This window comes from Microbacterium sp. C-MGS6 (assembly GCF_058140415.1).
This window is the reverse complement of sequence record NZ_CM176934.1, coordinates 59,793-83,445: the sequence shown is the minus strand read 5'-3', so window position 1 is coordinate 83,445 and position 23,653 is coordinate 59,793. Positions and strand designations below refer to the sequence as shown.

At 71.0% G+C, this 23,653-nt stretch carries 28 protein-coding genes; 17 read left to right on the top strand and 11 right to left on the bottom strand.

What is annotated here, in order from left to right; translation table 11 throughout:
- The first annotated feature begins 62 nt into the window (after nucleotides 1-62).
- Nucleotides 63-1,565, top strand: a complete 1,503-nt coding sequence (locus AC3B5L_RS00430) for a hypothetical protein (RefSeq protein WP_490096044.1) — start codon at nucleotides 63-65, stop codon at nucleotides 1,563-1,565.
- 13 nt (nucleotides 1,566-1,578) lie between these two features.
- Here the strand turns inward: AC3B5L_RS00430 and AC3B5L_RS00425 are convergent, their stop codons facing one another.
- Nucleotides 1,579-2,640, bottom strand: a complete 1,062-nt coding sequence (locus AC3B5L_RS00425) for a LacI family DNA-binding transcriptional regulator (RefSeq protein WP_259954141.1) — start codon at nucleotides 2,638-2,640, stop codon at nucleotides 1,579-1,581.
- Nucleotides 2,641-2,700: 60 nt separating this feature from the next.
- Here AC3B5L_RS00425 and AC3B5L_RS00420 point away from each other — a divergent pair, with 60 nt between their 5' ends.
- Complete coding sequence (locus AC3B5L_RS00420; RefSeq protein WP_259954142.1) at nucleotides 2,701-3,939, top strand: MFS transporter; 1,239 nt, start codon at nucleotides 2,701-2,703, stop codon at nucleotides 3,937-3,939.
- Between the two features lie 2 nt (nucleotides 3,940-3,941).
- Here the strand turns inward: AC3B5L_RS00420 and AC3B5L_RS00415 are convergent, their stop codons facing one another.
- Both AC3B5L_RS00415 and AC3B5L_RS00410 read right to left on the bottom strand, forming a co-directional pair.
- Entirely contained in the window at nucleotides 3,942-4,586 is a 645-nt protein-coding gene (locus tag AC3B5L_RS00415; RefSeq protein WP_490096043.1) for a response regulator, read from the bottom strand.
- Nucleotides 4,583-5,779 (bottom strand): sensor histidine kinase, encoded by a 1,197-nt coding sequence (locus AC3B5L_RS00410; protein ID WP_490096042.1) that lies wholly within the window; start codon nucleotides 5,777-5,779, stop codon nucleotides 4,583-4,585. Before AC3B5L_RS00410 ends, AC3B5L_RS00415 begins: the two co-directional genes overlap by 4 nt.
- A 115-nt stretch (nucleotides 5,780-5,894) precedes the next feature.
- On the opposite strand from AC3B5L_RS00410, the gene AC3B5L_RS00405 reads away from it, so the two are divergent.
- Both AC3B5L_RS00405 and nucS read left to right on the top strand, forming a co-directional pair.
- Nucleotides 5,895-6,746 (top strand): GAP family protein, encoded by an 852-nt coding sequence (locus AC3B5L_RS00405; protein ID WP_490096041.1) that lies wholly within the window; start codon nucleotides 5,895-5,897, stop codon nucleotides 6,744-6,746.
- Nucleotides 6,747-6,781: 35 nt separating this feature from the next.
- Entirely contained in the window at nucleotides 6,782-7,477 is a 696-nt protein-coding gene (gene nucS / locus AC3B5L_RS00400) for an endonuclease NucS (protein WP_187662827.1), read from the top strand.
- 3 nt (nucleotides 7,478-7,480) lie between these two features.
- Here nucS and AC3B5L_RS00395 read toward each other — a convergent pair whose 3' ends face one another.
- The gene (locus AC3B5L_RS00395; RefSeq protein WP_062637647.1) at nucleotides 7,481-7,717 is read right to left on the bottom strand and encodes a hypothetical protein; all 237 of its coding nucleotides are present in this window, start codon (nucleotides 7,715-7,717) and stop codon (nucleotides 7,481-7,483) included.
- Nucleotides 7,718-7,861: 144 nt separating this feature from the next.
- Here AC3B5L_RS00395 and AC3B5L_RS00390 point away from each other — a divergent pair, with 144 nt between their 5' ends.
- Nucleotides 7,862-8,527, top strand: a complete 666-nt coding sequence (locus AC3B5L_RS00390) for an HAD hydrolase-like protein (RefSeq protein WP_187662826.1) — start codon at nucleotides 7,862-7,864, stop codon at nucleotides 8,525-8,527.
- Nucleotides 8,528-8,618: 91 nt separating this feature from the next.
- Here the strand turns inward: AC3B5L_RS00390 and AC3B5L_RS00385 are convergent, their stop codons facing one another.
- Nucleotides 8,619-8,825 (bottom strand): cold-shock protein, encoded by a 207-nt coding sequence (locus AC3B5L_RS00385; protein ID WP_017203899.1) that lies wholly within the window; start codon nucleotides 8,823-8,825, stop codon nucleotides 8,619-8,621.
- A 487-nt stretch (nucleotides 8,826-9,312) separates the two neighbouring features.
- Here AC3B5L_RS00385 and AC3B5L_RS00380 point away from each other — a divergent pair, with 487 nt between their 5' ends.
- Nucleotides 9,313-10,128, top strand: coding sequence for a shikimate 5-dehydrogenase (locus tag AC3B5L_RS00380; RefSeq protein WP_490096417.1), 816 nt, complete (start codon nucleotides 9,313-9,315; stop codon nucleotides 10,126-10,128).
- A 15-nt stretch (nucleotides 10,129-10,143) separates the two neighbouring features.
- On the opposite strand, the gene AC3B5L_RS00375 is transcribed toward AC3B5L_RS00380, so the two are convergent.
- Complete coding sequence (locus AC3B5L_RS00375; protein ID WP_259954156.1) at nucleotides 10,144-10,581, bottom strand: SRPBCC family protein; 438 nt, start codon at nucleotides 10,579-10,581, stop codon at nucleotides 10,144-10,146.
- A gap of 149 nt (nucleotides 10,582-10,730) precedes the next feature.
- Between AC3B5L_RS00375 and AC3B5L_RS00370 the strand changes: the two genes are divergently transcribed.
- The 4 genes from AC3B5L_RS00370 (at nucleotide 10,731) to AC3B5L_RS00355 (ending at nucleotide 14,636) form a co-directional block, all read left to right on the top strand.
- Nucleotides 10,731-12,059, top strand: a complete 1,329-nt coding sequence (locus AC3B5L_RS00370) for a cytochrome P450 (RefSeq protein ID WP_490096040.1) — start codon at nucleotides 10,731-10,733, stop codon at nucleotides 12,057-12,059.
- A 103-nt stretch (nucleotides 12,060-12,162) separates the two neighbouring features.
- Nucleotides 12,163-13,347 carry a zinc-dependent alcohol dehydrogenase gene (locus tag AC3B5L_RS00365; protein ID WP_259954172.1) on the top strand — a complete coding sequence of 395 codons (1,185 nt, stop codon included), beginning with the start codon at nucleotides 12,163-12,165 and terminating at the stop codon, nucleotides 13,345-13,347.
- A 69-nt stretch (nucleotides 13,348-13,416) separates the two neighbouring features.
- On the top strand, nucleotides 13,417-13,662 hold the full coding sequence (locus AC3B5L_RS00360) for a hypothetical protein (RefSeq protein WP_259954159.1): 246 nt from the start codon (nucleotides 13,417-13,419) through the stop codon (nucleotides 13,660-13,662).
- Nucleotides 13,659-14,636, top strand: coding sequence for an SRPBCC family protein (locus AC3B5L_RS00355; protein ID WP_259954160.1), 978 nt, complete (start codon nucleotides 13,659-13,661; stop codon nucleotides 14,634-14,636). The genes AC3B5L_RS00360 and AC3B5L_RS00355 overlap by 4 nt, the downstream gene beginning before the upstream one ends.
- An 8-nt stretch (nucleotides 14,637-14,644) precedes the next feature.
- Here AC3B5L_RS00355 and AC3B5L_RS00350 read toward each other — a convergent pair whose 3' ends face one another.
- Nucleotides 14,645-14,956 (bottom strand): hypothetical protein, encoded by a 312-nt coding sequence (locus AC3B5L_RS00350; RefSeq protein WP_187662820.1) that lies wholly within the window; start codon nucleotides 14,954-14,956, stop codon nucleotides 14,645-14,647.
- Between the two features lie 149 nt (nucleotides 14,957-15,105).
- Nucleotides 15,106-15,240, bottom strand: coding sequence for a hypothetical protein (locus AC3B5L_RS00345; protein WP_255218720.1), 135 nt, complete (start codon nucleotides 15,238-15,240; stop codon nucleotides 15,106-15,108).
- A 361-nt stretch (nucleotides 15,241-15,601) separates the two neighbouring features.
- Here AC3B5L_RS00345 and AC3B5L_RS00340 point away from each other — a divergent pair, with 361 nt between their 5' ends.
- From AC3B5L_RS00340 to AC3B5L_RS00320, 5 genes are all read left to right on the top strand, one after another.
- Nucleotides 15,602-15,868 carry a hypothetical protein gene (locus AC3B5L_RS00340; RefSeq protein WP_187662819.1) on the top strand — a complete coding sequence of 89 codons (267 nt, stop codon included), beginning with the start codon at nucleotides 15,602-15,604 and terminating at the stop codon, nucleotides 15,866-15,868.
- Nucleotides 15,865-16,179 carry a hypothetical protein gene (locus AC3B5L_RS00335; RefSeq protein WP_187662818.1) on the top strand — a complete coding sequence of 105 codons (315 nt, stop codon included), beginning with the start codon at nucleotides 15,865-15,867 and terminating at the stop codon, nucleotides 16,177-16,179. Before AC3B5L_RS00340 ends, AC3B5L_RS00335 begins: the two co-directional genes overlap by 4 nt.
- 27 nt (nucleotides 16,180-16,206) lie before the next feature.
- A complete protein-coding gene (locus AC3B5L_RS00330) occupies nucleotides 16,207-16,680 on the top strand; it encodes a MarR family winged helix-turn-helix transcriptional regulator (protein ID WP_187662817.1) in 474 nt (157 codons plus the stop codon).
- The gene (locus tag AC3B5L_RS00325; protein ID WP_490096039.1) at nucleotides 16,677-17,480 is read left to right on the top strand and encodes an SDR family NAD(P)-dependent oxidoreductase; all 804 of its coding nucleotides are present in this window, start codon (nucleotides 16,677-16,679) and stop codon (nucleotides 17,478-17,480) included. The genes AC3B5L_RS00330 and AC3B5L_RS00325 overlap by 4 nt, the downstream gene beginning before the upstream one ends.
- A gap of 122 nt (nucleotides 17,481-17,602) precedes the next feature.
- Complete coding sequence (locus tag AC3B5L_RS00320; RefSeq protein WP_259954162.1) at nucleotides 17,603-18,739, top strand: calcium:cation antiporter; 1,137 nt, start codon at nucleotides 17,603-17,605, stop codon at nucleotides 18,737-18,739.
- Between the two features lie 6 nt (nucleotides 18,740-18,745).
- Here the strand turns inward: AC3B5L_RS00320 and uriT are convergent, their stop codons facing one another.
- Nucleotides 18,746-20,155 (bottom strand): uridine transporter UriT, encoded by a 1,410-nt coding sequence (gene uriT / locus AC3B5L_RS00315; RefSeq protein ID WP_259954163.1) that lies wholly within the window; start codon nucleotides 20,153-20,155, stop codon nucleotides 18,746-18,748.
- A gap of 131 nt (nucleotides 20,156-20,286) precedes the next feature.
- On the opposite strand from uriT, the gene AC3B5L_RS00310 reads away from it, so the two are divergent.
- Nucleotides 20,287-21,288, top strand: coding sequence for a LacI family DNA-binding transcriptional regulator (locus AC3B5L_RS00310; protein WP_259954164.1), 1,002 nt, complete (start codon nucleotides 20,287-20,289; stop codon nucleotides 21,286-21,288).
- Nucleotides 21,289-21,291: 3 nt separating this feature from the next.
- Here AC3B5L_RS00310 and AC3B5L_RS00305 read toward each other — a convergent pair whose 3' ends face one another.
- A complete protein-coding gene (locus AC3B5L_RS00305; protein WP_187662812.1) occupies nucleotides 21,292-22,224 on the bottom strand; it encodes a nucleoside hydrolase in 933 nt (310 codons plus the stop codon).
- A 49-nt stretch (nucleotides 22,225-22,273) separates the two neighbouring features.
- Between AC3B5L_RS00305 and AC3B5L_RS00300 the strand changes: the two genes are divergently transcribed.
- Complete coding sequence (locus AC3B5L_RS00300; protein WP_363590210.1) at nucleotides 22,274-23,134, top strand: ribokinase; 861 nt, start codon at nucleotides 22,274-22,276, stop codon at nucleotides 23,132-23,134.
- Between the two features lie 24 nt (nucleotides 23,135-23,158).
- Here the strand turns inward: AC3B5L_RS00300 and AC3B5L_RS00295 are convergent, their stop codons facing one another.
- The gene (locus AC3B5L_RS00295) at nucleotides 23,159-23,626 is read right to left on the bottom strand and encodes a YdgH/BhsA/McbA family protein (protein ID WP_490096038.1); all 468 of its coding nucleotides are present in this window, start codon (nucleotides 23,624-23,626) and stop codon (nucleotides 23,159-23,161) included.
- Nucleotides 23,627-23,653: the final 27 nt, after the last annotated feature.

Genomic DNA, 23,653 nt, shown 5'->3' with positions numbered 1-23,653 from the left:
TTTACCGGGCCGAGGCGCCTGTCGGCTCCGCGAGCTTCGAGATCGCGTGTCAGAGTGGTCGTATGCGGCGGGTCCGGGGGCGGGAGCTGGCGGGGTGGGCGGCCGCGCTGGAACTCGCGCTGATCGTCGTCGGATACCTGGCGTCGTCACCCCGGTCGACGCTGATGTTCGACGACGGGGACTCGCTGATCGTGGCTCTGGTCGCCCGATCGATCCTGGACGGCGGCGGGGGCGACTGGGCGATGTCCAGTGTGCTCTTCCTTCCTGAGATCGCGGTGTTCACGGCCCTCGACGCCGTGCTGCCCTTCGACGTGGACGGCGTGCTGGCGGCCAACGCGGTGGTGAACGTGCTCGCGCTCTACGGGGCGATCCGCCTCGCCGCCGGTCGGCGCGTCGAGGGTCGGGCACCGGTCGCCTGGTCGGTCGCGGCCCTCGCGACGTTCTGTCTCCTCATCCTCACCGAGTCGTCGACGTCGCGCGACGCGCTCGAGCTCGCGTCGCTGATGCTGACGACCACGTACTACTCGGCCACGGTCGTGGGCGTGCTCCTCGCCGTGGCTCTGTGTCGGCGCGTCGTCGACGACACCTCTGGAGGCGTGACGCCGGTGATCGCCCTCGGTGCGGTCGCGGCGGTCGCGACCATGAGCAATCCGCTGTTCGCCGCATGGGCCACGGTGCCGCTCTCCCTGATCCTCGGCGCTGTCTCCCTCGCTGCGCCCCCGGTCCGGCGTCACGCGCCGGCCCTGATCGGGGCCCTGGTCGGGGGCAGCGCTCTGGGCTTCCTCGGTCGCATTCCGTTCTCGGCATGGATCGCGAACTCCGGCGCGGGCTACGTGCAGCCCTCGGAGTGGGCCCACGCCGTCGAGTACTACGCGGGACTCGCGATCGAGCGCCTGTCCACCCCCGGCGGCGTGCTGGCCGCGGTCGTCATCCTGACGCTGACGGTGCTCGCGGTCGTGCGGACGGCGCACGCGTCGGACAGCGGCATCCGCCTCGTGGCGATGGCAGCCTGGGTCCTCCCGCTCTTCGTGATCGTCGGCGGCATCGCGGCGGGAACCCACGCGGCCCGGTACCTGCAGCCGCTCGTGTTCGCCCCGATCCTCGCCCTCGTCGCACTCCCGCGCGTCCGGATGCCGCGAGCCGCGGTGACTCGCGTCGTCCCCACCGTCGTCGCCATCGCCCTCCTCGTCGGCAGCGCGGCGGCCGTGCCGCGCATCGTGCAGGCGGCGAGCGCGCCCGACCGCGATCTCGCCTGCGTGACCGACTGGGTGGACGCGTCGGGGCGCACCGGTGCGGGACAGTTCTGGACGATCCGACTGCCCAAGCTGCACGCGTCGGATCCCGCCCGGCTCGTGCAGGTCGACCACGAGCTGCACGGCTACGCCTGGCTCGTCGATCGTCGGGACTTCGCCGTGGGTGCGGTGTCGTTCCTCGTCGAGGACACGCAGACCGTGCCGTGGAACCTGCGGACCACCGCGGAGCCCACCGCCCTCGTCGAGTGCGGGCGGTACCGCATCCTCGACTACGCGCCGGCGACGCTTCCCCTCGGGCCCGCGCGTTCGTGACCGGTGCGCGCTGTCAGCGCGAGGGGGGCGGTGCGGTCGTCGTGCCGGCGCGGAACACGCAGTGCAGGTCCTGGGTCACGCCCGGCTCCCCGCGCAGCATCCGGGCGACCTGCTCCCCGGCGGCCCTGCCCTTCTCCACCGCGGGCTGCACGCTCGTGGTGAGGGTGAGATCGCCGAGGCCGTCGAGCGGGATCCCGTCGAAGCCGGCCACCGAGAGGTCTTCGGGGACACGGAGTCCGAGTTCCTCCGCGGCACGGATCACACCGACGGCGAGCAGGTCGCTCTGCGCGAGCACGGCGGTCGGCCGGGTGGCGGGATCGGCCAGCAGCATCCGCCCGACGAGGATGCCCTCGTCGATGAGGCTTCCGGAGGCCGAGATCGCCGGGGCGTCGGGGAAGATCTCACGCATCCCGGCGAGACGGTCGACCGTCACGTCGACGGTCGCGTTCGCCAACCGCTCCGGAGTGATGAGGGTGCGCTCGCGCTCCGCGTCCAGCGAGAGGGTGACGAGCGCGACGTCCTGATGACCGAGGTCGCGCACGTGACGGGCGATGTCCGCGGAGGCGGCGACGTTGTCCAGCGTGATGCGCGGCACATCGAGCCCCGCATCGCCCTCGATGACGACGACCGGGAGACCGCGTCCGAGCACGATCTCCAGGGACGCGCGGGTGCGCCCGGAGCATCCGATGAGCACCACGGCGTCGACGGGAGCGCTCGCGATGGCAGAGCCGTCCTCGCCCGGCTCGTCGCGCATGAGGAGGATCCCGGCGCTGAGGTCGGCCAGGCCGTCGGTGAGGCCGTCCATCATCGCGGTCGTGACCGGATCGAGGAACGCCGCGCGCAGATGTCCCTCCAGGACCACCGCCACGATGCCGCTGCGCCCGCGCCGGAGGGAGGCGGCGCGGGGATCGGGGCCGGTGTAGCCGAGGTCGGTCGCGGCGGCGAGCACCCGGTCCCGGGTGGCGGGTGCGACCTTGGCCTTGCCGCTGAAGACGACGGACGCGGTCGAGGTGGCGACCCCCGCCTCGCGAGCCACATCGGCGATCGTGGGCCGTCGCGGCGTCTCCCTGGTCATACTCCGAGGATAGCCCGGTTCCGTCACCGAAGGTCGAATCGATTCGATAGGCTGTCCGCCATGGACACCGCCCTCACCCGCTCGCAGTTCGTGCGCTGGCGCACCGCGATCTTCGCCATCTTCCTCGCCAGCGGCCTCTCGATCGCGACCTGGGCCTCCCGCGTGCCGGGGATCAAGGAGGCGCTCGACCTCGACAACGCGCAGGTCGGCCTCATCCTGCTCGGCATGGGCGTCGCGTCCATCCTCGGCATCTCCACCAGCCCCGCGGTGATGGCGCGGACCGGCGCGCGACGCGGCATGCTCCTGGCGATGCTCACGTTCGCGACCGGCATCGCGCTCGTCGGCCTCGGCGCCACCGTCTTCGGGTCGGTGCCTGTCGTGCTCATCGGCATGGTGCTCTTCGGTTTCGGCAACGGCTGCGTCGACGTGATGATGAACGTCGAGGCCACCGCCATCGAACAGCAGATGGGCCGCACCATCCTGCCGGTCTTCCACGCGTTCTTCAGCTTCGGCACCGTGCTCGGCGCCGGCATCGGCGCCCTCGCCGCGGCGCTCAAGGTCGACGTCGGCACGCACGCCGTCTCGATGGGCGTCCTCATCGCCGCGATCGCCGTCGTCTGCTTCTTCCAGGTGCCGGTGCGCGAGGCCGCGCTCGACCCCGAGGACCACGAGAAGCCCCCGTTCCGTCAGCGGATGCACACCGCCCTCGAGGCCTGGCGCGAACCGCGCACCTACCTGCTGGGAACCGTCATGCTCGGCATGTCCTTCGCGGAGGGCGGGGCCAACGACTGGATCGCCCTGGGCACCGAGCAGGGGCACGGGTTCGCGGAGGGAACGGGGGCCGTCGCCCTGGCGGTGTTCTCCGTCGGGATGACGGTGGTGCGCCTCTTCGGTGGACCGCTGGTCGACCGGTTCGGCCGGGTGCTGGTGCTGCGCATCCTGGCCGCGACGGCCGCCACCGGAATCCTGCTGTTCATCCTCGCGCCCACACTGCCGCTGGTCCTCGTCGGCGCAGCCCTGTGGGGCATCGGCGCGTCGCTCGGCTTCCCCCTCGGCATGTCGGCGGCGGCGGACGACCCGGCCAAGGCCGCCGCACGGGTGAGTGCGGCGGCGACGATCGGCTACGTGGCGTTCCTCGGCGGCCCTCCCGTGCTCGGCGTCATCAGCGAGCACATCGGGCTGCTCAACACGCTCTTCATCCTCGTCGCGCTCGTGGTGCTCTCCGGCCTGTTCTCCGGCGCCGCCCGGCCGCTCCGCACGGAGGAGAAGGCTCCGGCGGTTCCGACCACCGAGCGCTGACCTCAGTCCTCGACACCGCGCACCAACGCGGCCGCGTGTGACCGGCTACGCGCCCCGAGCTTGGTGAGCACGTTCGACACGTGGGTCTTCACGGTCGGCACCGAGATCTTCAGGCGCGCGGCGAGCTGGGCGTTCGACCACCCCTGCAGAATCCCGTCGAGGACGTCCCGCTCCCGCGGCGTCAGTTCCGGGAGCACGAACGTCGTCATCGGCGGCGGCTCCGAGGCGGACGCCGCCACCGCGGCGAGCGCACGCCGGGTGACCCGCGGGTCCAGCGCCCCCTCTCCGGCAGCGACAGCACGCACGGCCTGGACGAGGGTCGGCGCGTCGACGGTCTTCAGAAGGAAGCCGACGGCCCCGGCGCGGATCGCCGCGAGCACGAGCTCATCCTCGTCGAAGCTCGTCAGCACGAGGACATCTCCCAGTGCGCGCTCCACGATCTCGCGGGTGGCCGAGACCCCGTCACGTCCCGGCATGCGCAGGTCCATGAGGACCACGTCCGGCCGGAGCGCCGCCGCGTTGCGGACCGCGACCTCCCCGTCGGCCGCCTCGCCCACCACGGCGATGTCGTGCGTCTCCAGCATGATGCGCAGGCCCGCCCTGATCGCGCCGTGGTCGTCGGCGAGCAGCACGGTCGGCGCGGTCATGCCCGCACCTCCACCGGCAGTCGTGCCTCGACCAGCCAGCCGTCGGGCTCCGGTCCGGCCCGGAACGTCCCGCCCAGGGCGGTGATGCGCTCCCGCAGCATCTGCAGCCCCCACCCGTCGCCGCCCTGCCCGGCGGTCGCGGTCGGCGCCCCGCCTCGCGACCGCACCGCGACGCTGGCCGTCCCGTCGGCCGGGCCGATCGTGACCTCGACCACCGCCCCGTTGGCATGGCGGACGCAGTTTCCCAGCGCCTCGCGCACCACCCGCACCACCGCCTGCTCCCCGCCCCCGCCGAGCGCGCCCGGATCGTCGACGGCGAGCCGCACGTCCAGCCCCGAGCGCCGGGCCTCGGCGGCGAGGCGGTCGAGGTCGGCCCACCCCGGCGTCGGAGCGAGCGCGCCGTCGCCGCGGCGCAGCACCCCGATCATCGTGCGCAGGGCTCCGTGCGCGTCCAGCCCGGCATCCCGCACGGCCTGCAGCGCGGCACGGTCGTCCGACCGGTCCGGCGGAGCAGCGAGCGCCGCCTCGGCCCGGATGGCCATCGCCATCACGTGCCCCGCCACCACGTCGTGCAACTCCCTGGCCATGGTCTCCCGCTCGCGCTGCACCGCCTGCACCCGGTCTCTGGCGGCGGTCGCCGCGGCGTCTTCCGCCCGCTGACGGTGCAGCTCGGCCAGCTCATGCGCCTGCGACACCGCCACCGCCCACCAGTAGTCGGTGCCGAAGATCGCTCCGAACTGCACGCCGAACAGCAGCGCGACCGGTGGTTCTGCCCCCGAGAAGAGCAGGGCGGCGAGGAAGAGCGCGATGGTCGCCGTGCCCAGCAGCACCAGCAGCACGCGGCGCCCACGCGGGCCGGCGAGGAAGGCCGCCGTCCACAGCACGTCCAGCAGCACCACCAGCGTCCCGACGCCGCCGACGGTGACAAGGTCGGCGACGAAGAGCATGGTGACGAGGGCCAGCACGGTCCACGGGTGCCGACGCTTGCCGAGGGCCAGAGCGCAGGCCGGGATGGCGAGCACCAGCGCCCACCACGGCGAGACGTCCTCGGGCAGCAGCGAGAAGGGGCCCCAGATCCCGTGGAACCCGAGAGCAGCCATGATCGTCGCGAGGACGGCCATGCCGACGGGGTCCACCCACCATCGGTGCCGCCGGTACCAGGCGGCGGGCCCTCCGTCGGCCGGATCGTGCATGCCCTCATGCAACCACGGCCCGCACTCCGTCGCATCCGACCAAAGGATGAGGGGGTCTGAACGACCCCGACTTTCGCCCGATCCGCGTTCGCCCAGGGGTCGGGATCGTAAAGGCATGGAACTCTTCGGTGGGCTGCCGCTGCCCCTCTCCCTCGCCGTGCTCGCGCTCATCGACGGTCTGAGCGTCGGGACACTGCTCATCCCGGTCTTCCTGCTGCTGCACCCCGGGCGTGTGCGCGCCGGGCGGATCCTCCTCTATCTCGCGACGATCGCCGTGTTCTATCTCGTGGTCGGACTCCTCTTCCTGTGGGGGCTGGTGAACCTCGTCGACGTCGCCTCCGACTTCCTGAGCTCCCCGGCGGGAATGATCACCCGCCTCGTCGTCGGCGCCGCCCTCCTCGTCACGGCGTTCGTGATGCCGACGAAGCCCGCCGAAGCAGCGCCGGGCGGGGAGCCCACGGCCACCGTCGCGCCGCCGGATCCCGGCATGCCGGGCAGAGACCCCGTGTCGGCATCGGGCGCGCAGATGCAACCTCCCGCTCCGTCCGCCGCCACCGCGACGGCCGCGCCCCGGCCCGGACGGATCACCCGCTGGCGGGAACGACTGCTCGACCCGAAGACGCGCGGGTTCGCGGTCATGGCCGTCGCCATCGCCGCCGGCCTCGTGGAGGTCGCGACGATGCTGCCCTACATCGTGGCGATGACGATGCTGGCGGACGCCGGCGTCGACACCTCGCTGCGGATCCTGTCCCTGGCCGGATACTGTGCGCTCATGATCGCCCCGGCCGTCGTGCTCCTCGTGCTGCGACTGGTGGCGGCCCCGCTCGTGCAGCGGCCGCTGGAGCGCTTCGCCGCCTGGATGGAGCGGACGGGCGCGGAGAACACCGCCTGGATCATCGGCATCATCGGCTTCCTCATCGCCCGGTCGGCCGCCACCGAGCTCGGGCTCTTCGGCGCGATCTTCTGACCGCGACCACGGCGACGACGAAGTAGGCTCGTCGGGTGCGTCTCGTCATCGCCCGCTGCTCGGTCGACTACACCGGTCGGCTCAACGCCCATCTTCCGCTCGCCACCCGCCTGCTCGTGCACAAGGGTGACGGGAGTCTGCTCGTGCACTCCGACGGCGGCAGCTACAAGCCGTTGAACTGGATGAGCCCGCCGTGCGTGCTCGCCACCGAGGACCCGGGCGAGGAAGAAGCCGGCGCCGGCGTCGTCGAAGTGTGGCGCGTGACTCACAAGAAGACCGGCGATGCCCTCCGCGTGCAGATCTACGAGGTCATCCACGACTCCAGCCACGAGCTCGGGATCGACCCCGGGCTGCAGAAGGACGGCGTCGAGGCGGACCTGCAGCGCCTGCTCGCGGAGCAGGTGGACCGCGTCGCCGAGGGTGCCACCCTGGTGCGTCGCGAGTACCCCACGGCCATCGGCCCGGTCGACCTGCTGGTGCGCGACGCCGACGGCGTGGCGATCGCGGTCGAGGTCAAGCGCCGCGGCGACATCGACGGCGTCGAGCAGCTCACCCGCTACCTCGAGCTCCTGGGTCGCGACCCCCACCTCGCTCCGGTGCAGGGCGTGTTCGCCGCCCAGGAGATCAAGCCGCAGGCCCGCGTCCTCGCCGAGGATCGCGGAATCCGCTGCCTCGTGCTCGACTACGACGACATGAAGGGCATCGAGTCGGGCATCCCCCGCCTCTTCTGATCCTCAGCGCGTCGAGACCAGGCGCGGCTGCGGACCCTCGAGCCGCGCGATCGCGATCTTCACCTCGGTGAGCTCGTGCTCGATCCGGTCGAACTTCGCGTCCTGGATCGCGAACCTCGCGTCAATCGCGGCGAACCGCGTGTCCATCCGACCGATCATCCAGCCGAACCCGCTGATGATCGCGACGAGAGTCGTCGCGGCCGTCGCCAGCATCGTGATGACTTCCACCGACACGTACATGCCCCCATTCTCACCCGTGATCCCGCCGCTGTCACGACTCTAGGTCGACGTGAAGGGTGTTCACGTGTTCGGTGGATAAATCCGTTTCGTGCACACCTGTGCAGGACGGGCGGGCACCCGTTCGCGGGACCCTAGGCTGAAGGCATGCCCTCTTCGCCTTACTCGTGTGTGCTCTGGGACGTCGACGGGACCATCGTCGACGCCTCGGTCGGGATCCTGCGTCGCCTGAACATCGCCCTGACGCACTTCGGCCATCCGGCGCCGACGCGGGAAGAGCTCGTGCATTGGATCGGCCCTCCCATGTTCCAGTCCTTCCAGGACCAGGCGGGGATGACGCCGGAGCAGTCGGCCGAGGCCGTGGCGTTCTACCGCACCCTCGGCAAGGCCGACGGGTACACGACCGACGTGCAGACGTATCCGGGCGTCGCCGAGCTGATCCACGACCTGCACGCGGCGGGTGTCCCCCAGGCGACGGCGAGCTCGAAGCCCGAGAACCAGGTCGACGCCCTGGTCGATCACTTCGGACTCCGGCCGTCGTTCCTCACGACCGTGGGCGCCACGCCGGACGAGGCCACGCTCGCCTCCAAGACCGACATCGTCGCCGAGGCGCTGCGACGGCTGCGCGAACTCGGCGCCGACACCTCCCGCCCTGTCCTCGTCGGCGACCGGCATCATGACGTCGAGGGCGGTCTCGCCAACGGCGTGCCCGTGATCTTCGTGGGCTGGGGATTCAGCGACCCGCACGAGGGCGACGACGCGGCGTTCCGCGTCGCGACCGTCGACGAGCTGCGCGCACTCCTCCTGCCCTGACCCGCCCGAGGCCGCCAGGGAAGACGAAACTCCCCGCCGGGTCAGCGCCTGCGCGTGATTCCGACGGGGAGTTCCCGGTGTTGCTTCCGCCTCAGACGGGGCGGATGTTCTCTGCCTGCAGGCCCTTGGGGCCCTGCGCCACATCGAACTCGACCCGCTGGTTCTCTTCGAGAGAGCGGTAGCCGGATGACTGGATGGCGGAGTAGTGCGCGAAGACGTCAGCGCCTCCGTCGTCGGGGGAGATGAAGCCGAAGCCCTTCTCCGAGTTGAACCACTTGACCGTGCCCTGGGTGCTCATGTACTGCCTGTTCTGCTGATGTAGAAGCCGACGCAGGGGTGCACCGACATCGCTAACGCTAGTGGAGGGGACCCCCAGCGGAATAGTCGTTGCGAGAAGGTAATCCAAATGTTGCATGAGCGGACGCGCCCGGAAAATGGTGTGGCCCTCACCGCGGGGGGAGCGATGAGGGCCGAAGACGACCGGAGGGTGCGTCAGAAACAGCCTAACCCCTCCACCCGCTTCTTGTCCCCCTTTTGGGGGACAAATCTGAAAAATCTTCGTGGCGACCGGCCGGAGAGCGGCCCTCTCGAGGAGTTCATTGGGGACTGAACTACTCGAGAGGGCCCAATCGCATGCACGGATCGTCCGGCCCGTGGGGAGGGCCTCCGCCTCCTGGGGAGAGGCGTAGACGATCGATCCCCTTGCATGCACTTTCACCCTAGGGGAGGACGCGATCTCCCGCCATGGACCTTGACAGACGCAGGGGTAGCCTGAATCGGTGACCATGCTGAACAAGGACATGACGCTCTGCATCTCGCTGTCGGCACGGCCGAGCAACAACGGCACGCGCTTCCACAACCATCTGTACGAAGCCCTTGGTCTGAACTGGATCTACAAGGCCTTCGCTCCGACCGATCTGAGGCAGGCGATCGAGGGGGTGCGCGGCCTCGGCATACGCGGGTGCGCCATCTCGATGCCCTACAAAGAGGACGTCATCGCCCTCGTCGACCGCATGGACCCCTCAGCGCAGGCCATCGATTCCGTCAACACGATCGTGAACGATGACGGCGTGCTCACGGCCCACAACACCGACTACTCGGCGATCGCGCAGCTGATCGCGGAGAACGACCTCGACCCCGCGTCCTCGGTCCTCCTCCGCGGTTCGGGCGGCATGGCGAAGGCCACGGCAGCCGCGTTCCGCGACGCCGGCTTCTCGGACGTGACGATCGTCGCCCGGAACGAGACGGCCGGCCGGGCCCTCGCCGAGCTGTACGGCTTCGCCTGGCGCGCGGAGGCCGGAGACACCACCGCCGACGTGATCGTGAACGTCACCCCGATCGGCATGGCCGGGGGTGCGGAGGCGGACGCACTCGCCTTCCCCGAGTCCACGGTGGACGCCGCTGGAGTCGTGTTCGACGTCGTCGCCCTGCCCGCCGAGACCCCGCTCATCGCCGCCGGTCGAGCCGCGGGCAAGACGGTGATCACGGGCGCCGAGGTCGCGACGCGACAGGCGCTCGAGCAGTTCGTCCTCTACACCGGGATCCGTCCGTCCGCAGAGCAGGTGCGCGCCGCCGAGGAGTTCATGCGGGCGGGAGCGTGAGGCGATGAGCCCGGGTCAGGACGCGCGACCCTCGGCCAGGTAGCCCAGGCGGTGCAGCGTCTCGGCGTTCCGCCAGCGGAGCATCGGCGTCGTCAGGAACCGGGGCACCATCGTCGCCGGGCCCTTCACCGGCTCCTCATCGATGCGCACCTGGCATCCGGTCGGAGTCGACCGCGCGCGGATCGTCACCTGCGCCTCGCCGACCGGCCAGCCGCGTGCCCGCATCACGGCGCGGTGCGGGGGGTGCCACTCGACCAGCTCCGTCGTGTCGTCGAGGAGCGCGGGCCACGTGCCGACCGAATGGTGCAGCTGGGCCCCGGCCGCCGGCCAGGAGTCGTCCACGTCACGCATGCGGGACGCGCCGACCACCCACGCGGGGTAGAGCCAGCCGTTCGCCAGCACGCGGAACACGTCATGAGTGCTGCACGTCAGGTCGCGGGTGTTGGTGGCCATGGTTCCTCCGTTCCCTGCCCATCCTGGGTGCTCCGAGCGTCGGTCGGACAGGTGCTTGACATCGGCGGCACCGGCAGCCCGGCTAGCACAATCGATCCGAAGTCGCCTCCCCCTTGGGCCCCCTCGCGGCCACGTGACAGGGTCGGATCATGCTTCAGCGACTGACTTCCCGACTGTCCAACGGCCTCGACGCGGTCCTGCACGAGGACTCGCCGTCGCTGCTCACCCGGGGCTACGACTTCGGCGAGCGCATCTGGCGCCGAGCCCGCCCCGGCGCCCGCTCCGCCCCGATGCGCCTCCTCGGGCACCCCGCCGCCTTCGTCCGCGGAGCCGAGGGGGTGGAGCTGTTCTACGACGAGAGCCGCATCGCCCGCGCCGGCGCCATGCCGGGGGTCATCCGCGAACCGCTCTTCGGGCACGGCTCGGTGCACGCGCTCGACGGCGCGGCGCACCGCCACCGCAAAGCCACCTTCGTGGAGGCCGCGTACGAGGATGCCCAGGTCGAGCGGCTCACGCCCTTCCTCGAACGGGAGTGGGCGGCGGAGCTCGAGGACTGGCGCGCCGGCGGCACCCGGACCGCGTACGACGCCGCCGTCGGTGCGTTCGGTCGCGCCATGATGCGGTGGGCGGGATTGCCCGGCACGGCCGCGGCGCACACCCGATGGGCAGCCCGACTCGCCCAGATCGTCGACGGATTCGGTGCTCCCTACTCCCCCGCCTATGTCGAGGCCTTCGCGAACCGCATCTTCTCCGACCGCCATGCGCGACGCCTCATCGAAGCCGTCCGCGCCGGCGATCTGTCGGCCCCCGAGGGCACGGCACTCGCCCTGTGGGCCGCGCACCGCGACGAGACCGGGGCGCTCCTGCCCACCCAGGTCGCCGGCGTGGAGCTGCAGAACAGCATCCGCCCGATGATCGCCGCCGCGCGGTTCGTGGCTTTCGCCGCGAAGCAGTTGCACGATCACCCCGAATGGCGCACTCGGATCGCCGCCGAGACCTCCGAGCGCGGGGCCCTGGTCGGGGGGACCCTGGCGACGATGTTCGCGCAGGAGGTGCGGCGGACGGGGCTGTTCGTGCCGATGCTGCCTGGTCGCACCACCACCGAGGTCGAGATCGAGGGGGTGACCGTCCCGGAGGGCGGCCGGGTCGTGCTCGACATCCTCGGCACGAACACGGATGGGCGGTCGTGGTCCCACCCCGAGCGCTTCGCCCCCGAGCGCTTCACCGACGTGGACGACTACGAGGACCTCGTGACCTTCGTCCCGCAGGGCGGGGGCGACGTCGCCACCGGACACCGCTGCCCTGGGGAAAAGCTCGTCATCGCCGGCCTCTCCGCCGCCGTCGCGGTGCTGAGCGACCCGGAGCTGACGGTGCTCGACGAGGGACTCGACGTGAACCGTCGCCGCCTTCCCACCAGGCCCTCCTCGGGTGGGCGGGTGCGTGCCGCCGGTTCCGGGCGCGGCTGCCCGTTCCACTGAGTCCTGGGATCGCACGTCGTCCACGACCTGTCAACCGGGTGGCCATGCTGCCGCTCGCCCGAGAGCGTGGAGGGACGACGGACATCGAGACGTGGAGGACATGATGAAGGCACTCACCTGGCAGGGCAAGCGGAACGTGACGGTGGAGGAGGTCGCCGACCCGGTCATCCAGCAGCCGGCGGACGCCATCGTCCGGATCACCTCGTCGGCCATCTGCGGATCCGACCTGCACCTCTACGAACTGCTGGGCCCGTTCCTCGACCGCGGGGACATCCTCGGGCACGAGCCCATGGGCGTCGTGGTGGAGGTCGGCGCGAACGTCACGAAGCTGAAGCCCGGCGACCGCGTCGTGATCCCGTTCAACATCTCGTGCGGGGTGTGCTTCTTCTGCCTCCGCGGGCTGCAGTCCCAGTGCGAGACGACCCAGGTGCGCAAGTACGGCAGCGGCGCGGCACTCTTCGGCTACACCAAGCTCTACGGCCAGGTCCCCGGCGGGCAGGCCGAGTACCTCCGCGTGCCGCTGGCCGACTACAACCACATCCCGGTCGGGCCGGACCTGCCCGATGAGCGCTACCTCTTCCTCAGCGACATCCTGCCGACGGCATGGCAGGGCGTGGAGTACGCGCAGCTTCCCGAAGGCGGGACGCTCGCGGTGATGGGACTCGGCCCCGTCGGGCAGTTCGTCAGCCGGATCGCCCGGCACCGCGGCCACCGCGTCATCGCGGTCGAGCCGGTGGCGGAGCGGCGCGCGATGGCGGAGCGGCACGGCATCGAGACGCTCGACCTCACGGACACGGCCATCGAGGAGATCCGCGATGCCACCGAGGGTCGTGGCGCCGACGCGGTCGTGGATGCGGTGGGCCTGGAGGCACACGGCAACAGCGGCGTGGAGTTCCTGCAGAAGGCGGTCGGACTGTTGCCCGATCCCGCGGCACGGCAGATGCTCGACAAGGCCGGGATCGATCGTCTCGCCGCCGTGTACGCCTCGATCGATGCCGTCCGTCGTGGGGGCACGGTCTCGCTGAGCGGTGTGTACGCGGGCGACGCCGACATCCTGCCCATGAAGACCCTGTTCGACAAGCAGATCAGCATGCGCATGGGACAGTGCAACGTGAAGAACTGGATCGACGACATCCTCCCGCTCGTGGAGGACCCGTCCGACCCGCTCGGCGTGATGGATCTGACGACGCACCACGCGGCCCTGGAGGACGCCCCGGACCTGTACCGGACGTTCCAGGAGAAGAAGGACGGCTGCATCAAGGTCGTGCTGCACCCCTCCGCCGCCTGACGGATCGTCGAGGGGCTCCAGAAGCAACCCGGGTTGACAGCATCGCTGCCAGCAACCTAGGTTGACATCATGGAGTCCCTCGACATCGCCCGCGCCGCCGCGGACACGACCGATCCCCGTGCCGGGCTGCGCGCGGTGGCCTCGTTGCGGACGCTCGCCGACGCTCTCGAACTGCGCCAGGTGGAGGCCGGGCTCCGCGCCGGGATGAGCTGGCAGGCCGTCGCCGACGCCCTCGGGGTCACGCGGCAGGCCGTGCACAAGAAGCACAGTCGTCGCATCGATCCGACGATCCCGGTTCCGCGGCGGAACGCATGAGCCGGTTCACGCAGGCCGCTGCGACCATGCACACCCTCTCGCTCGCGGCGATGGAGGAGGCGTCACGCCTGGGTGTCCGCGATGCCGACATCGATCACCTGCTGCTCGCGCTCACGCTCGATGCCGACACCGGCGGACAGGTCCTGCGGCGTGCGGGCGTCGATCTCGACGCCACCCGGACGGCGGTCGAGGCGCAGCACGCCGGACAGCTCCAGGCCGTGGGCGTGGACGCCCCTTCGATCGGCCCCGGTCGCATCGTCTTCCACGAGACCGAGGGCTACGACTGGACGGACCGCGCCCTCGCGGTGCTCCGCGCCGCCACAGGGGGCGGCCGACAGGGCGACTCGGCCGCCGTGCTCCGCGCCCTTCTCGAGGAGCCCAGCGGCCTGATCACCGCCATCCTCGACCGGCTCGCCGTGACGGCGGACGACATCACGGTGCAACTGGATGAGGTCGAAGCCGCAGCGCGCCCGCTGCAGCGACGGCGGGAGATCTCCGGGATCTCCGGGTCACGCTCGATGTTCATCCCGGCCGCCATGACGGATGTCTGGACACTGCTCTCGACCGCCGACCGTCTCCCGGATTGGGATCAGAGCGTCGCCACCATCCTCCCGGGACCCGAGGACGGTCCCTGGGAGGCGTTCGCCCCCACGACGGCCCCCGACGGACGACCACTCCGGCGCAAGCCGGCATTCCATCGCCTCCGGGTGACCCGTTCGGCGCCGCAGGATCCCACACACGTGGCCTGGCGCTTCGAGCATCCCGACGCCCCGAACGCGAACCCGCGCCTCCTCGCCCTCGCGCTCGAACCGGCGGCGGGCGGCACACAGCTCCGGGCGACGCTGACATGGGAGACCAGGCCACGCGGGCCGATCCGACGAGCGCTGCGGTCGCCCTTCGCGCCCCTCCTGCGCGGGCTGGTGTTCATCCAACTCGTGCAGGTCGAGAGCGGAATCAGTCGGGTCTTCCGCTGATCGGTCGCTCAGCCCTCTTCATGCCGCGGACCGACGCCGGGCTCCTTGCTGTGGGTCGACTCGTAGGCGGGCTCCGGTGGATTCTTCGACGCAGGGTCCACGCGGGCCGCGTTCCCCGCGCCGGCGTCGGCTCCGGCCCCGCCGGCCGGCACGTCCTGAAGAGCGTCCGGATCGTCGCCTCCGCGCTCGGCGAGGTGTGCCGCGATGCCTTCTCGCGAAGGCTCCTCATCGGACTCGACGACGTCCTCCTCCTCGGGTCGCAGAGGCTCCTCCGGCTGCAGCGGCTCATCCGGGTACATGAAGGCCTCCGGGTTCGACATGACGCGCTCCTCTCGTGACGGAGACTCCAGCGTGCGTCGGATCGGCGCTCAGGACAGGCCCGTTGACACAACGGTGGCACCCCGGTAGCCCATCGCCCGGGTACCGGCGGGTGCCACGATCGAGCGCCGCACCCGCCGGGCCGGAGTCCTCAGCTCTTCGCGCCCTTGCGAGGCTTGAGGAACTCGTCCGGGGCGTTCTTCGCGCGCTTCGCCGCCCGCTTCTCCTTGAGAGAGAGCTGCGGCGCCTTCTTTCCGGCGCGACCCGGTGTGGACTTTCCTGACATGGCGCTTCCCCTTTGTGACTGGCTGGCGTAACCCCCGACCATACCCGGAAGCACAGGGAAGTCAAATTTCCCGCTGAACGGGAGAAAAACGCCTGAGCGAATCGCTCTGCAACCCTGTACGGAACCGTGATCGTCTCTCACTTCTTTTGAATGACTCAAAATAACGTGGTACGGTCGGAGGACAGCAACCGGTCAGGCAGACCGCTCCGCACGCCACTCAGAGGGCCGCCTGCGGAGGCGCGCCGCCGCAGCCCGTGCGCCGGAGTCGGGGAGAGCACCCCCCGCGGTCCGACGTGCGCAGCGCGAGGGACACACGTCCCTCGGCGCGAGCCTGCCCATCCGCCCCGAGAGAGGAATCCCCATGCCAGAGACACGACCCACCGACCATCGCCGCACGGGGTTCACCTCGATGCCGCATTCCTTGGGTCGCGGCGGCCGCGAGGACATCGTCTGGGAGGCGCTCGAGCGGGTGGATGGGAAGCCCGCGCCCGCGATCGGCGTCATGCAGGCGGCGATGGGCACGGAGGCGCAGATCCGCCTGACCCAGGACGTGATCCGCGCCTACCTCGATGCGCAGGGCGTCCGCGACACCCGCGAGTGGGCGGCACGCCGAGGCGGTGTCGCATGAGGCGTCGACTCCGCTCCGACGTCCGGGAGCACTCCGACACCGTCCTCCGCCTGCAGCCGGCAGAGCTCCACGAGACCGCACCCTTCGCACCCGGCGACGACCGCTTCGTCGCCGAACTCGCCTCCCCCGGCCTCGGGGCGTGCTCATTCGTCCTCGGTCCGCAGGGCACACCTCCACCCGCGTGGATCGTGCTCGATTATGCCGACGGGCAGCAGCGCCGGTGGCGGCGTGCGCGGCGGGCAGGCGATCGGCATTTCTTCACCCTCGCGGAGGACACCGCGAGCGCGGGATACATCACAACTGTTGCCTGAGGCAACTTTGAGGCGTACCCTGGACACATGACCACCGGCGAAGACGTCGCCGGCATCCACCTGGCCCTCGTCCGCGTGGTGTCGGAATGGAGTGAGAGCGATCTGCAACGCCAGGTCGCCGAGGCCGTCGACGTCGCCCTCGATCCGTCCGCCATCCGCGCGCTCTACCTGCTCGGGATGAACGGCGGTGCGATGGGCTTCGGCGACCTGGCCGCGCACGCGACACTGTCGCGGCCGACCACGTCGAAGCTCGTCGCCCGCATGGCGACGCAGGGCGTCGTCGACCCCGTGCGCTCGGGACGCACGGTCGAGGTGCGCCTGACGGACGCGGGCCGGACGGCCTATACGCGCCTGGTCGAGGCCGGCCATCGCATGGTCGGCGATGCGGTCGCAGGCTGGTCACCGGACGAGATCGACGGATTCCGCCGCCAGCTCGGCCGCTTCGTCACCGCACTGTCCGGCACGCCGCCGGTCGTGTCCATCAAGGAGGAAACCCCATGACCCGCACCTATATCGTCACCGGATCCGCATCCGGCATCGGCGCCGCCACCGCCGAGCTGCTCCGCTCTCAGGGCCACACCGTCATCGGCGTCGACCTCGCCGGCGTCGAGGTCGACGGAGATCTGTCCACCCACGAGGGGCGTCTGGCCGCGGCGAGCGCCGTGGTCGAGGCGGCCGACGACGGGATCGACGCCGTCATCGCCTGCGCCGGCATCTCGGCTCCGATCTCGAAGACGATGTCCATCAATTTCTTCGGCGTGACCGAGTTCCTGACCGCGCTGCAGCCCACGCTGAGCCTGGCCGATGCGCCGCGCGCCGCCGTGGTGTCGTCGATGGCCTCGCTGCAGCCGGTGTCGCCCGAGCTCGTCGACGCGGCCCTCGCCGGCGACGAGGCGCGCGCGATCGAGATCGGCGACCGCCTGGCCGCGACGCCCGAGGCCGGGTTCCTCAACTACTCGTCCAGCAAGCGCGCCCTGTCGCGGTGGGTCCGTCGCGAGAGCATCACCCCGGCGTGGGCGGGAGCGGGCATCCCGCTGACCGCCGTCGCCCCCGGCACCGTCATCACGGCGATGACCGCGGGCCTGCTCGACTCGCCCGAAGGTCTGGCCATGGTGGACGCCGCCGTGCCGATGCCCCTGAACTACCACCAGCCGGCGTCCTCCATCGCCGAGCTCCTCGTCTGGCTCACCAGCCCGGTCAACACCCACATGGCGGGTCAGACGATCTACTGCGACGGCGGAGCCGACGCCGTCCTGCGCGGCGACGACATCTGGTCCTGGAACGACGCCCCCCAGAGCTGAGACCTGCACTGCTCAGCCGCTGTTCCGGGAGCGCGGGTATCCTGAGGGTGTCTCCGGCACCCGGAGCAGCGGACGAGGGAGCAGTACCCGCACACGACGACTGACTCATGAAGGAGTCCGTCATGATCCGGTCGTTCATCACCCGCACCGACCTGCTGCGTGTGGCCCTGGGCTGGGGCGCGGTCGTCGCCCTGCTCGCCCTGCACCCGTTGCTCGCGCCTCCCGTGCCGGGACCACTCCTGGTCGTCGCCCTCCTCGCGATCGTCGCCGTGATCCTCGTGTGCGCGTTCGGCGTCGTGAAGCAGGCCGAGGCCCTCGCCCACCGGCTGGGCGATCCCTACGGATCCCTGGTGCTGACCCTGTCGATCGTGCTCATCGAGGTGATCCTCATCTCGGCGGTCATGCTCGGGCCGGGCGAGCACGCCACCATCGCGCGCGACTCGGTCATGGCCGTCTCCATGATCATCCTCAACCTCGTCATCGGCCTGGCCCTCCTCCTCGGCGGACTCCGCCATCGGGGTATGGCGCACAACCGCACCGGCACATCCGCGTACCTGTCGATGCTCGTGGTCCTCGTCGCTCTGGCGTTCGGACTTCCGGGGCTCATCGGCCACGGCGGTGCGTACACGGTCGGCCAGGAGATCCCGATCATCGTGCTCACACTCGTCCTGTACGCGTTCTTCCTGTTCCGGCAGATGGGTGCGCAGGCCGATGACTTCACCGAGGTGGACGAGAGGCTGCGGCCAGCCCACACGGCGGCGAACGCGGCACCGCGGACCCCCATCCGCGCGGTGCTCGCGGCCCACCGCGTCGAGGTGCTGACCCGCCTCGTCCTCCTCGTCATCACCGTCGTCCCCATCGTGCTGCTCTCGCACGACATGGCGGCCCTGCTCGACGACGGTCTCGGCCGGCTCGGCGCTCCCGTCGCCCTGGCGGGGCTGCTGATCGCCGGCATCGTGTTCCTCCCGGAGTCGATCACCTCGATCCGCGCGGCCCTGAACGGCGAGGCCCAGCGCGTGAACAACCTCTGCCACGGGGCGCTCGTGTCGACGGTCGGCCTGACCATTCCGGCGGTCCTCCTGATCGGCATGCTCACCGGGCAGCAGGTGGTGCTCGCCGAGTCGCCGGCCAACCTCCTCATGCTCGCCGTCACCCTGCTGCTGTCGGTGACGACGTTCGCGGCGAAGCGGGTCACCGCGATGCACGGGGCCGCGCACCTGGCGACCTTCGCCGTCTACGTGCTCATCCTCTTCAGCTGAGCCGCCTCAGCGGGTCAGCTCGGCGTGGACGGGCTTCGGGATGAAGAGGGAGAAGGTCAGCGCGCCTGCGAGCACGACGGCGCCGGTGAGGAGCGCGGCGACGTAGCCGCCCGCCGCATCCCCGCTGCCGCCGAACGAGGTCTGGGCCGCGTAGATCACGACGAAGCTCAGTCCCGCCCCGAGGTTGATCGCGCCGGTGTTCAACCCGGGGAGCGATCCCGGCCGCTCCTTCGGCGACAGCACGACGCCGAGGCCGTTCAGCATGATGTTGCCGATGCCGGCGTACGTGACGCCGGCCGCGACCGAGAGCAGCAGCAGGGTGACCCGGGAGGACGTCCCGACGTTCGCCACCATCAGCACGAGCACGACGATCGTGCCGATCAGTCCCACCCGGAGCATCGCGCGGTAGCCCACGGTCGCCGCGAGCCGTCCGGTCAGCGGTCCCATCAGCAGGCCGGCGAGCGCGTACGGCATCAGGATCCAGAACGACACCTCCTCGGCGCTCATGGACAGACCCATGCCGGTGTCCTGCGCCAGAGCGGGGACCACGCCGTTCATCACCGCGAAGATGCCGGAGAGGGTCAGCAACGAGGTCGCGCAGAGCGCCCAGGTGGAGCGCTGCTTCAGCTGAGCGGGCGAGACCAGCGGGTCCCGCAGCGCGCCCTCCAGCTTCCAGAAGGCGAGGAACGACACCACGGCCAAGACAGCCAGCACGATCACCAGGAGCACGTCCGCCTCGGCGAGCTTCCCGAGCTCGTTCAGGGCGACGAGCATCGACCCGACGGAGACGACCAGGAGCAGCGACCCCCACCAGTCCATGCGCGGACGGTCCTCCGCCATCGTCTCCGGGGCGAGAAGGCGCACGACGAGCGCCGCAGCCACCGCGACACCGGCCATGGTCCAGAAGATCGAGGCGAACCCGTGGTTCGTGGCGAGGTAGCCGCCGAGCAGCGCGTCGCCGCCCGCGATCCCGCCGTTGACGGCCGTGACGACGCCGAGCAGCGTGCCGTACATCTTCGGGTCCGCGACGGCCGCGCGCAGCATGATCAGGCACAGCGGTACGACGGGACCGGAGACGCCCTGGATGAGGCGGCCGACGAAGAGCATCGGGACGTTCGTCGCGAGCGCCGCGACCACGCAGCCGACCGCCATCACCACGAGCATGCCGACGAGCACGCGCCGCCGTCCGATGAGGTCGCCCAGCCGCGGGAGGAACAGGGTGAAGAGGGCGGCGGCGGTGAAGAACACCGTCTGGGTCGCCGCGATCTCCGATGCCGTCGCGTCGAGCTCGCGCTCCATCGTGACCAGAGCGGGGCTGAGCATGCTCGCGTTGAGCTGGAACGCGAGGCAGGCCGCGAGGAGGGCGACCATCAGCGGGGCGACGGCCGTCCGGGGCCGGAGGGCGGTGGTGTGCATGTCGTTCTCACTTCTTCGTGTCGGTGCGGGGGCGCCGGAATGCGTAATCCTTTACGCGCGGCTTATCTTGGGAGTCGAGGCGCCGGTGTCGGCGCCCGACGGGAGTCGAGGTGCGGATGAGGAAGCCGTCGGTGACGCTGCACGATGTGGCAGCCGCGGCCGGGGTGTCGATCGCCACGGTGTCCCGCGCGCTGAACGGCAAGGAGCGCGTCTCCGGAGCCACCGCCGAGCATGTGGCCCGGGTGGCCGAGCAGCTCGGGTATCGGGTCAACCTCATCGGCCGCGGTCTGCGCGAAGGCACCGGCGCGACCATCGGCGTGGTCGTCCCGGTGATCAGCAACCCGTTCTACGGTGAGCTCGTCCATCGCCTCGAGGACCATCTGCAGCGGCGGGGATTCGACCTCGTCATCGCGGACTCGCACGGCGAGGTCGACCGCGAGCGCGCGCGCCTGCGCATGCTCGTCGAGCGCCGCGTCGAGGGGGTCTTCGTGGTCCCGTCCGATGCGGAGCTGTCGTTCGACGCCGTCGCCGATACCGCCCAGCGCCTTCCCCTGGTCCAGGTGGACCGGAGGGTGCTGGACCTGGATGCCGACTTCGTGGGGGTGGACAACGATCATGGCATCGGGCTCGCCGTCGACCATCTGGTCTCCCGCGGCGCCTCTCGCATCGTCCTCGTGTCGGGCAACGACGTCACGTCGGTCGGCCGCGAGCGCCGCGCCGCGTTCGAGGCGATCGTCCGCGCGCGGTCGCTGCCGGTCGAGGAGAACGTGTTCGGCGAATACCTGCTCGCCTTCGGCGAGTCCGCCGTCACGGAGCTGCGAGCGCGCGGTCCGCTCCCGGACGCCATCGTCGCGGGCGACGACCTCGTCGCCGCCGGTGCCGTCGCCGCGCTGAAGCGCGCCGGCCTCCGCGTCCCCGACGACATCCTCATCACGGGATTCGACGGCACCATGCTGGCGGACGTGTGCGAGCCGCGTCTGACGACCGTGGTCCAGCCGTTCGACGAGCTCGCCGCGGAGGCGGTGGAGGCTCTCGTGCAGCGGAGGGAGGATCCGGACGCCCCGTACGCCCTGCGCCGCGTGGCCCCGACCCTGCGCGTGGCCGAGTCGACGTCTCCCGCGCCGGGCGCGTGACCCTCAGGCGAGTGCTGCGACGGCATCCGTCACCAGGTTCCAGAAGGCCGGCACGTCGAGGGTCAGCGCGACGTCGGCGTTCGGCTCCTTGCCGAGCATGTCGTGGAGGTCGACACACGTCGCCCCTGCCGTGAACTCGCCGGCCGTCTCGATGTCGACATGGCAGCGCTGCACCGTGGCGACGGCGCGATCGATCGCGATGGCGACGGTGATGGGGTCGTGCAGCGGTCCCTCCGGCATCCCCTCGGCCTTGTCGTACGACGCGGAGAAGAAGCGCAGCAGTTCCACGCCGAACGCCGCCGTGCGGTTGCCGACCGCCGCGATCCGCTGCACGACCTCTTCGGTGATGAGCGCCTGGTGGGAGATGTTGAGGCCGACCATGGTGAGCGGCAGACCGGAGGCGAACACGACCGCCGCGGCCTCGGGGTCGGCCCAGGCGTTGAACTCGGGATAGGCGCCGACGTTGCCGCGTCCGGTCGATCCGCCCATCCAGATGATCTCCTTGATGTTGCGGGCCGCCTCCGGGTGCTGCTGGAGGAGCAGGGCGATGTTCGTCAGCGGGCCCGTGGGGATCACCGTGATCGGCTCCGCGGAGGCCTTCAGGGTCTCCGCGAGGAAGTCGACGGCGTGCCGCGGGTCGAGCGGGACCGTGGGCTCGGGGAGGACGGGTCCACCGAGGGCGTTGTCCCCGTGGATCCAGGCCCCCGGGGTGAGCTCGCGGCGGAGCGGCTTGTCGGCTCCCGCAGCTACGGGGACGCCGGTCACGCCCGCGACCGTGAGGGCGATCTGCGCGTTCCTGGTGGTGTGTTCCAGGTAGCCGTTGCCGCCGACGGTCGTGACGCCGCGGAGGTCGATGCGCTCGTCTCCCGCCGCCAGCCAGATGGCGAAGACGTCGTCGTGGCCGGGGTCGCAGTCGAGGAGGACGGGGACGGGCATGGGGTGCTCCTTTGCAATCGGGTGTGCGTAAACGTTTACACTCTTTCTCATGAACGTCAAGCCGGACGCTGTCCTCGCCCCTTCCCTCGTCGTCGTCGGGAGCGCCAATGTCGACCTCACCGCCTTCGTCGATCGGCTGCCGACCGCCGGCGAGACCGTCGCCGGGGGCCGGCTCTCGCGCGATCTCGGCGGCAAGGGTGCCAACCAGGCCGTCGCGGCGGCCAAGCTGGGCGGCCGGGTCCGGATGGTGGGGGCCGTCGGGGCCGACGCCGACGGCGCCTGGATGCGCGATGAGCTCGGCCACGCCGGCGTCGACACCGCGGACCTGCGCACGGTCGCCGCGCCCACCGGGACGGCCCTCATCGTCGTGGGTGCCGACGCCGAGAACCAGATCGCGGTGTGCCCCGGCGCGAACGAGCTCGTCTCCCTCGAGGGCGTCGCGGTCGGGCCGGACGAGGCCGTCCTGCTGCAACTGGAGATCGCGATGTCCGTCGTCGAGAGCGTCGTCGCCCGCGCCGAGGGGTTCGTCGCCGTCAACGCCGCCCCCGCACAGCCCCTTCCCGACGCGCTGCTCCAGCGGGTGGATCTGTTCATCGTGAACGAGACCGAGCGCGAGCTGATGCCGGAGCTGGCCGATGCCGCCCTCGTCGCCGTGACCTACGGCGCCGCGGGGGCTGCCCTGTTCCGCGGCGGCGAGGAGATCGCACGGGCGGACGGCGTGCCCACCCGCGCGCTCAACACCGTGGGGGCGGGAGACGCCTTCTGCGCCGCGCTCGTGCTCGCCCTGCAGAGCGGACTGCCGCCGCAGTCGGCCCTGCAGACGGCCTGCGCGGTGGGCGCTGCCGCCGTCGCGCACCTCTCCTCGCAGCCTCCCTTCGACCCGCTCGCGCACTACGTCCCCGCGCCGTAGCGGCGCCCGTCGATGGCGGTCGGTTCAGGACGCGGCGCCGGCCCCGCGCAGCGCGCAGCGAAGATCGCTCGGCGGCACGAAGTCCGCCGTGAGGGACCAGTCGGCTTCCTCGCCGGCGGGGACCTCCACCGTCGCCTGACCGGACCCGACGACCGTGGCCGCGTCGGTGGTGAAGAACACGGTCACGACGTACGTCGCATCCTCGTCCGTGGGATTGCCGACCACGCCTTCCGCCGTCCCGCCGTCGTCCTCGGTGGTGCACGTCGTGATCTGAGTGCCGGCGCGCACCTCCGGAGCGTCCGGCACGTCCTCCGGTACGCTCGTCGCTCCGACGACCCCTTCTTCTTCACCGGGGATCTGCGGCGCTCCGTCCGCGGCGGTCGGGGTGGGGGTCGGCTCCTCCTCGGCCGCGGTGCAGGCGCTGAGCAGCAACACGGAGATCAGGAGCGGCGCCGTGAGACGGGCGATCCTGCGGTGGCGTGCGGACATCATGGGCTCCTCCTTCGACCCGACCGTCCG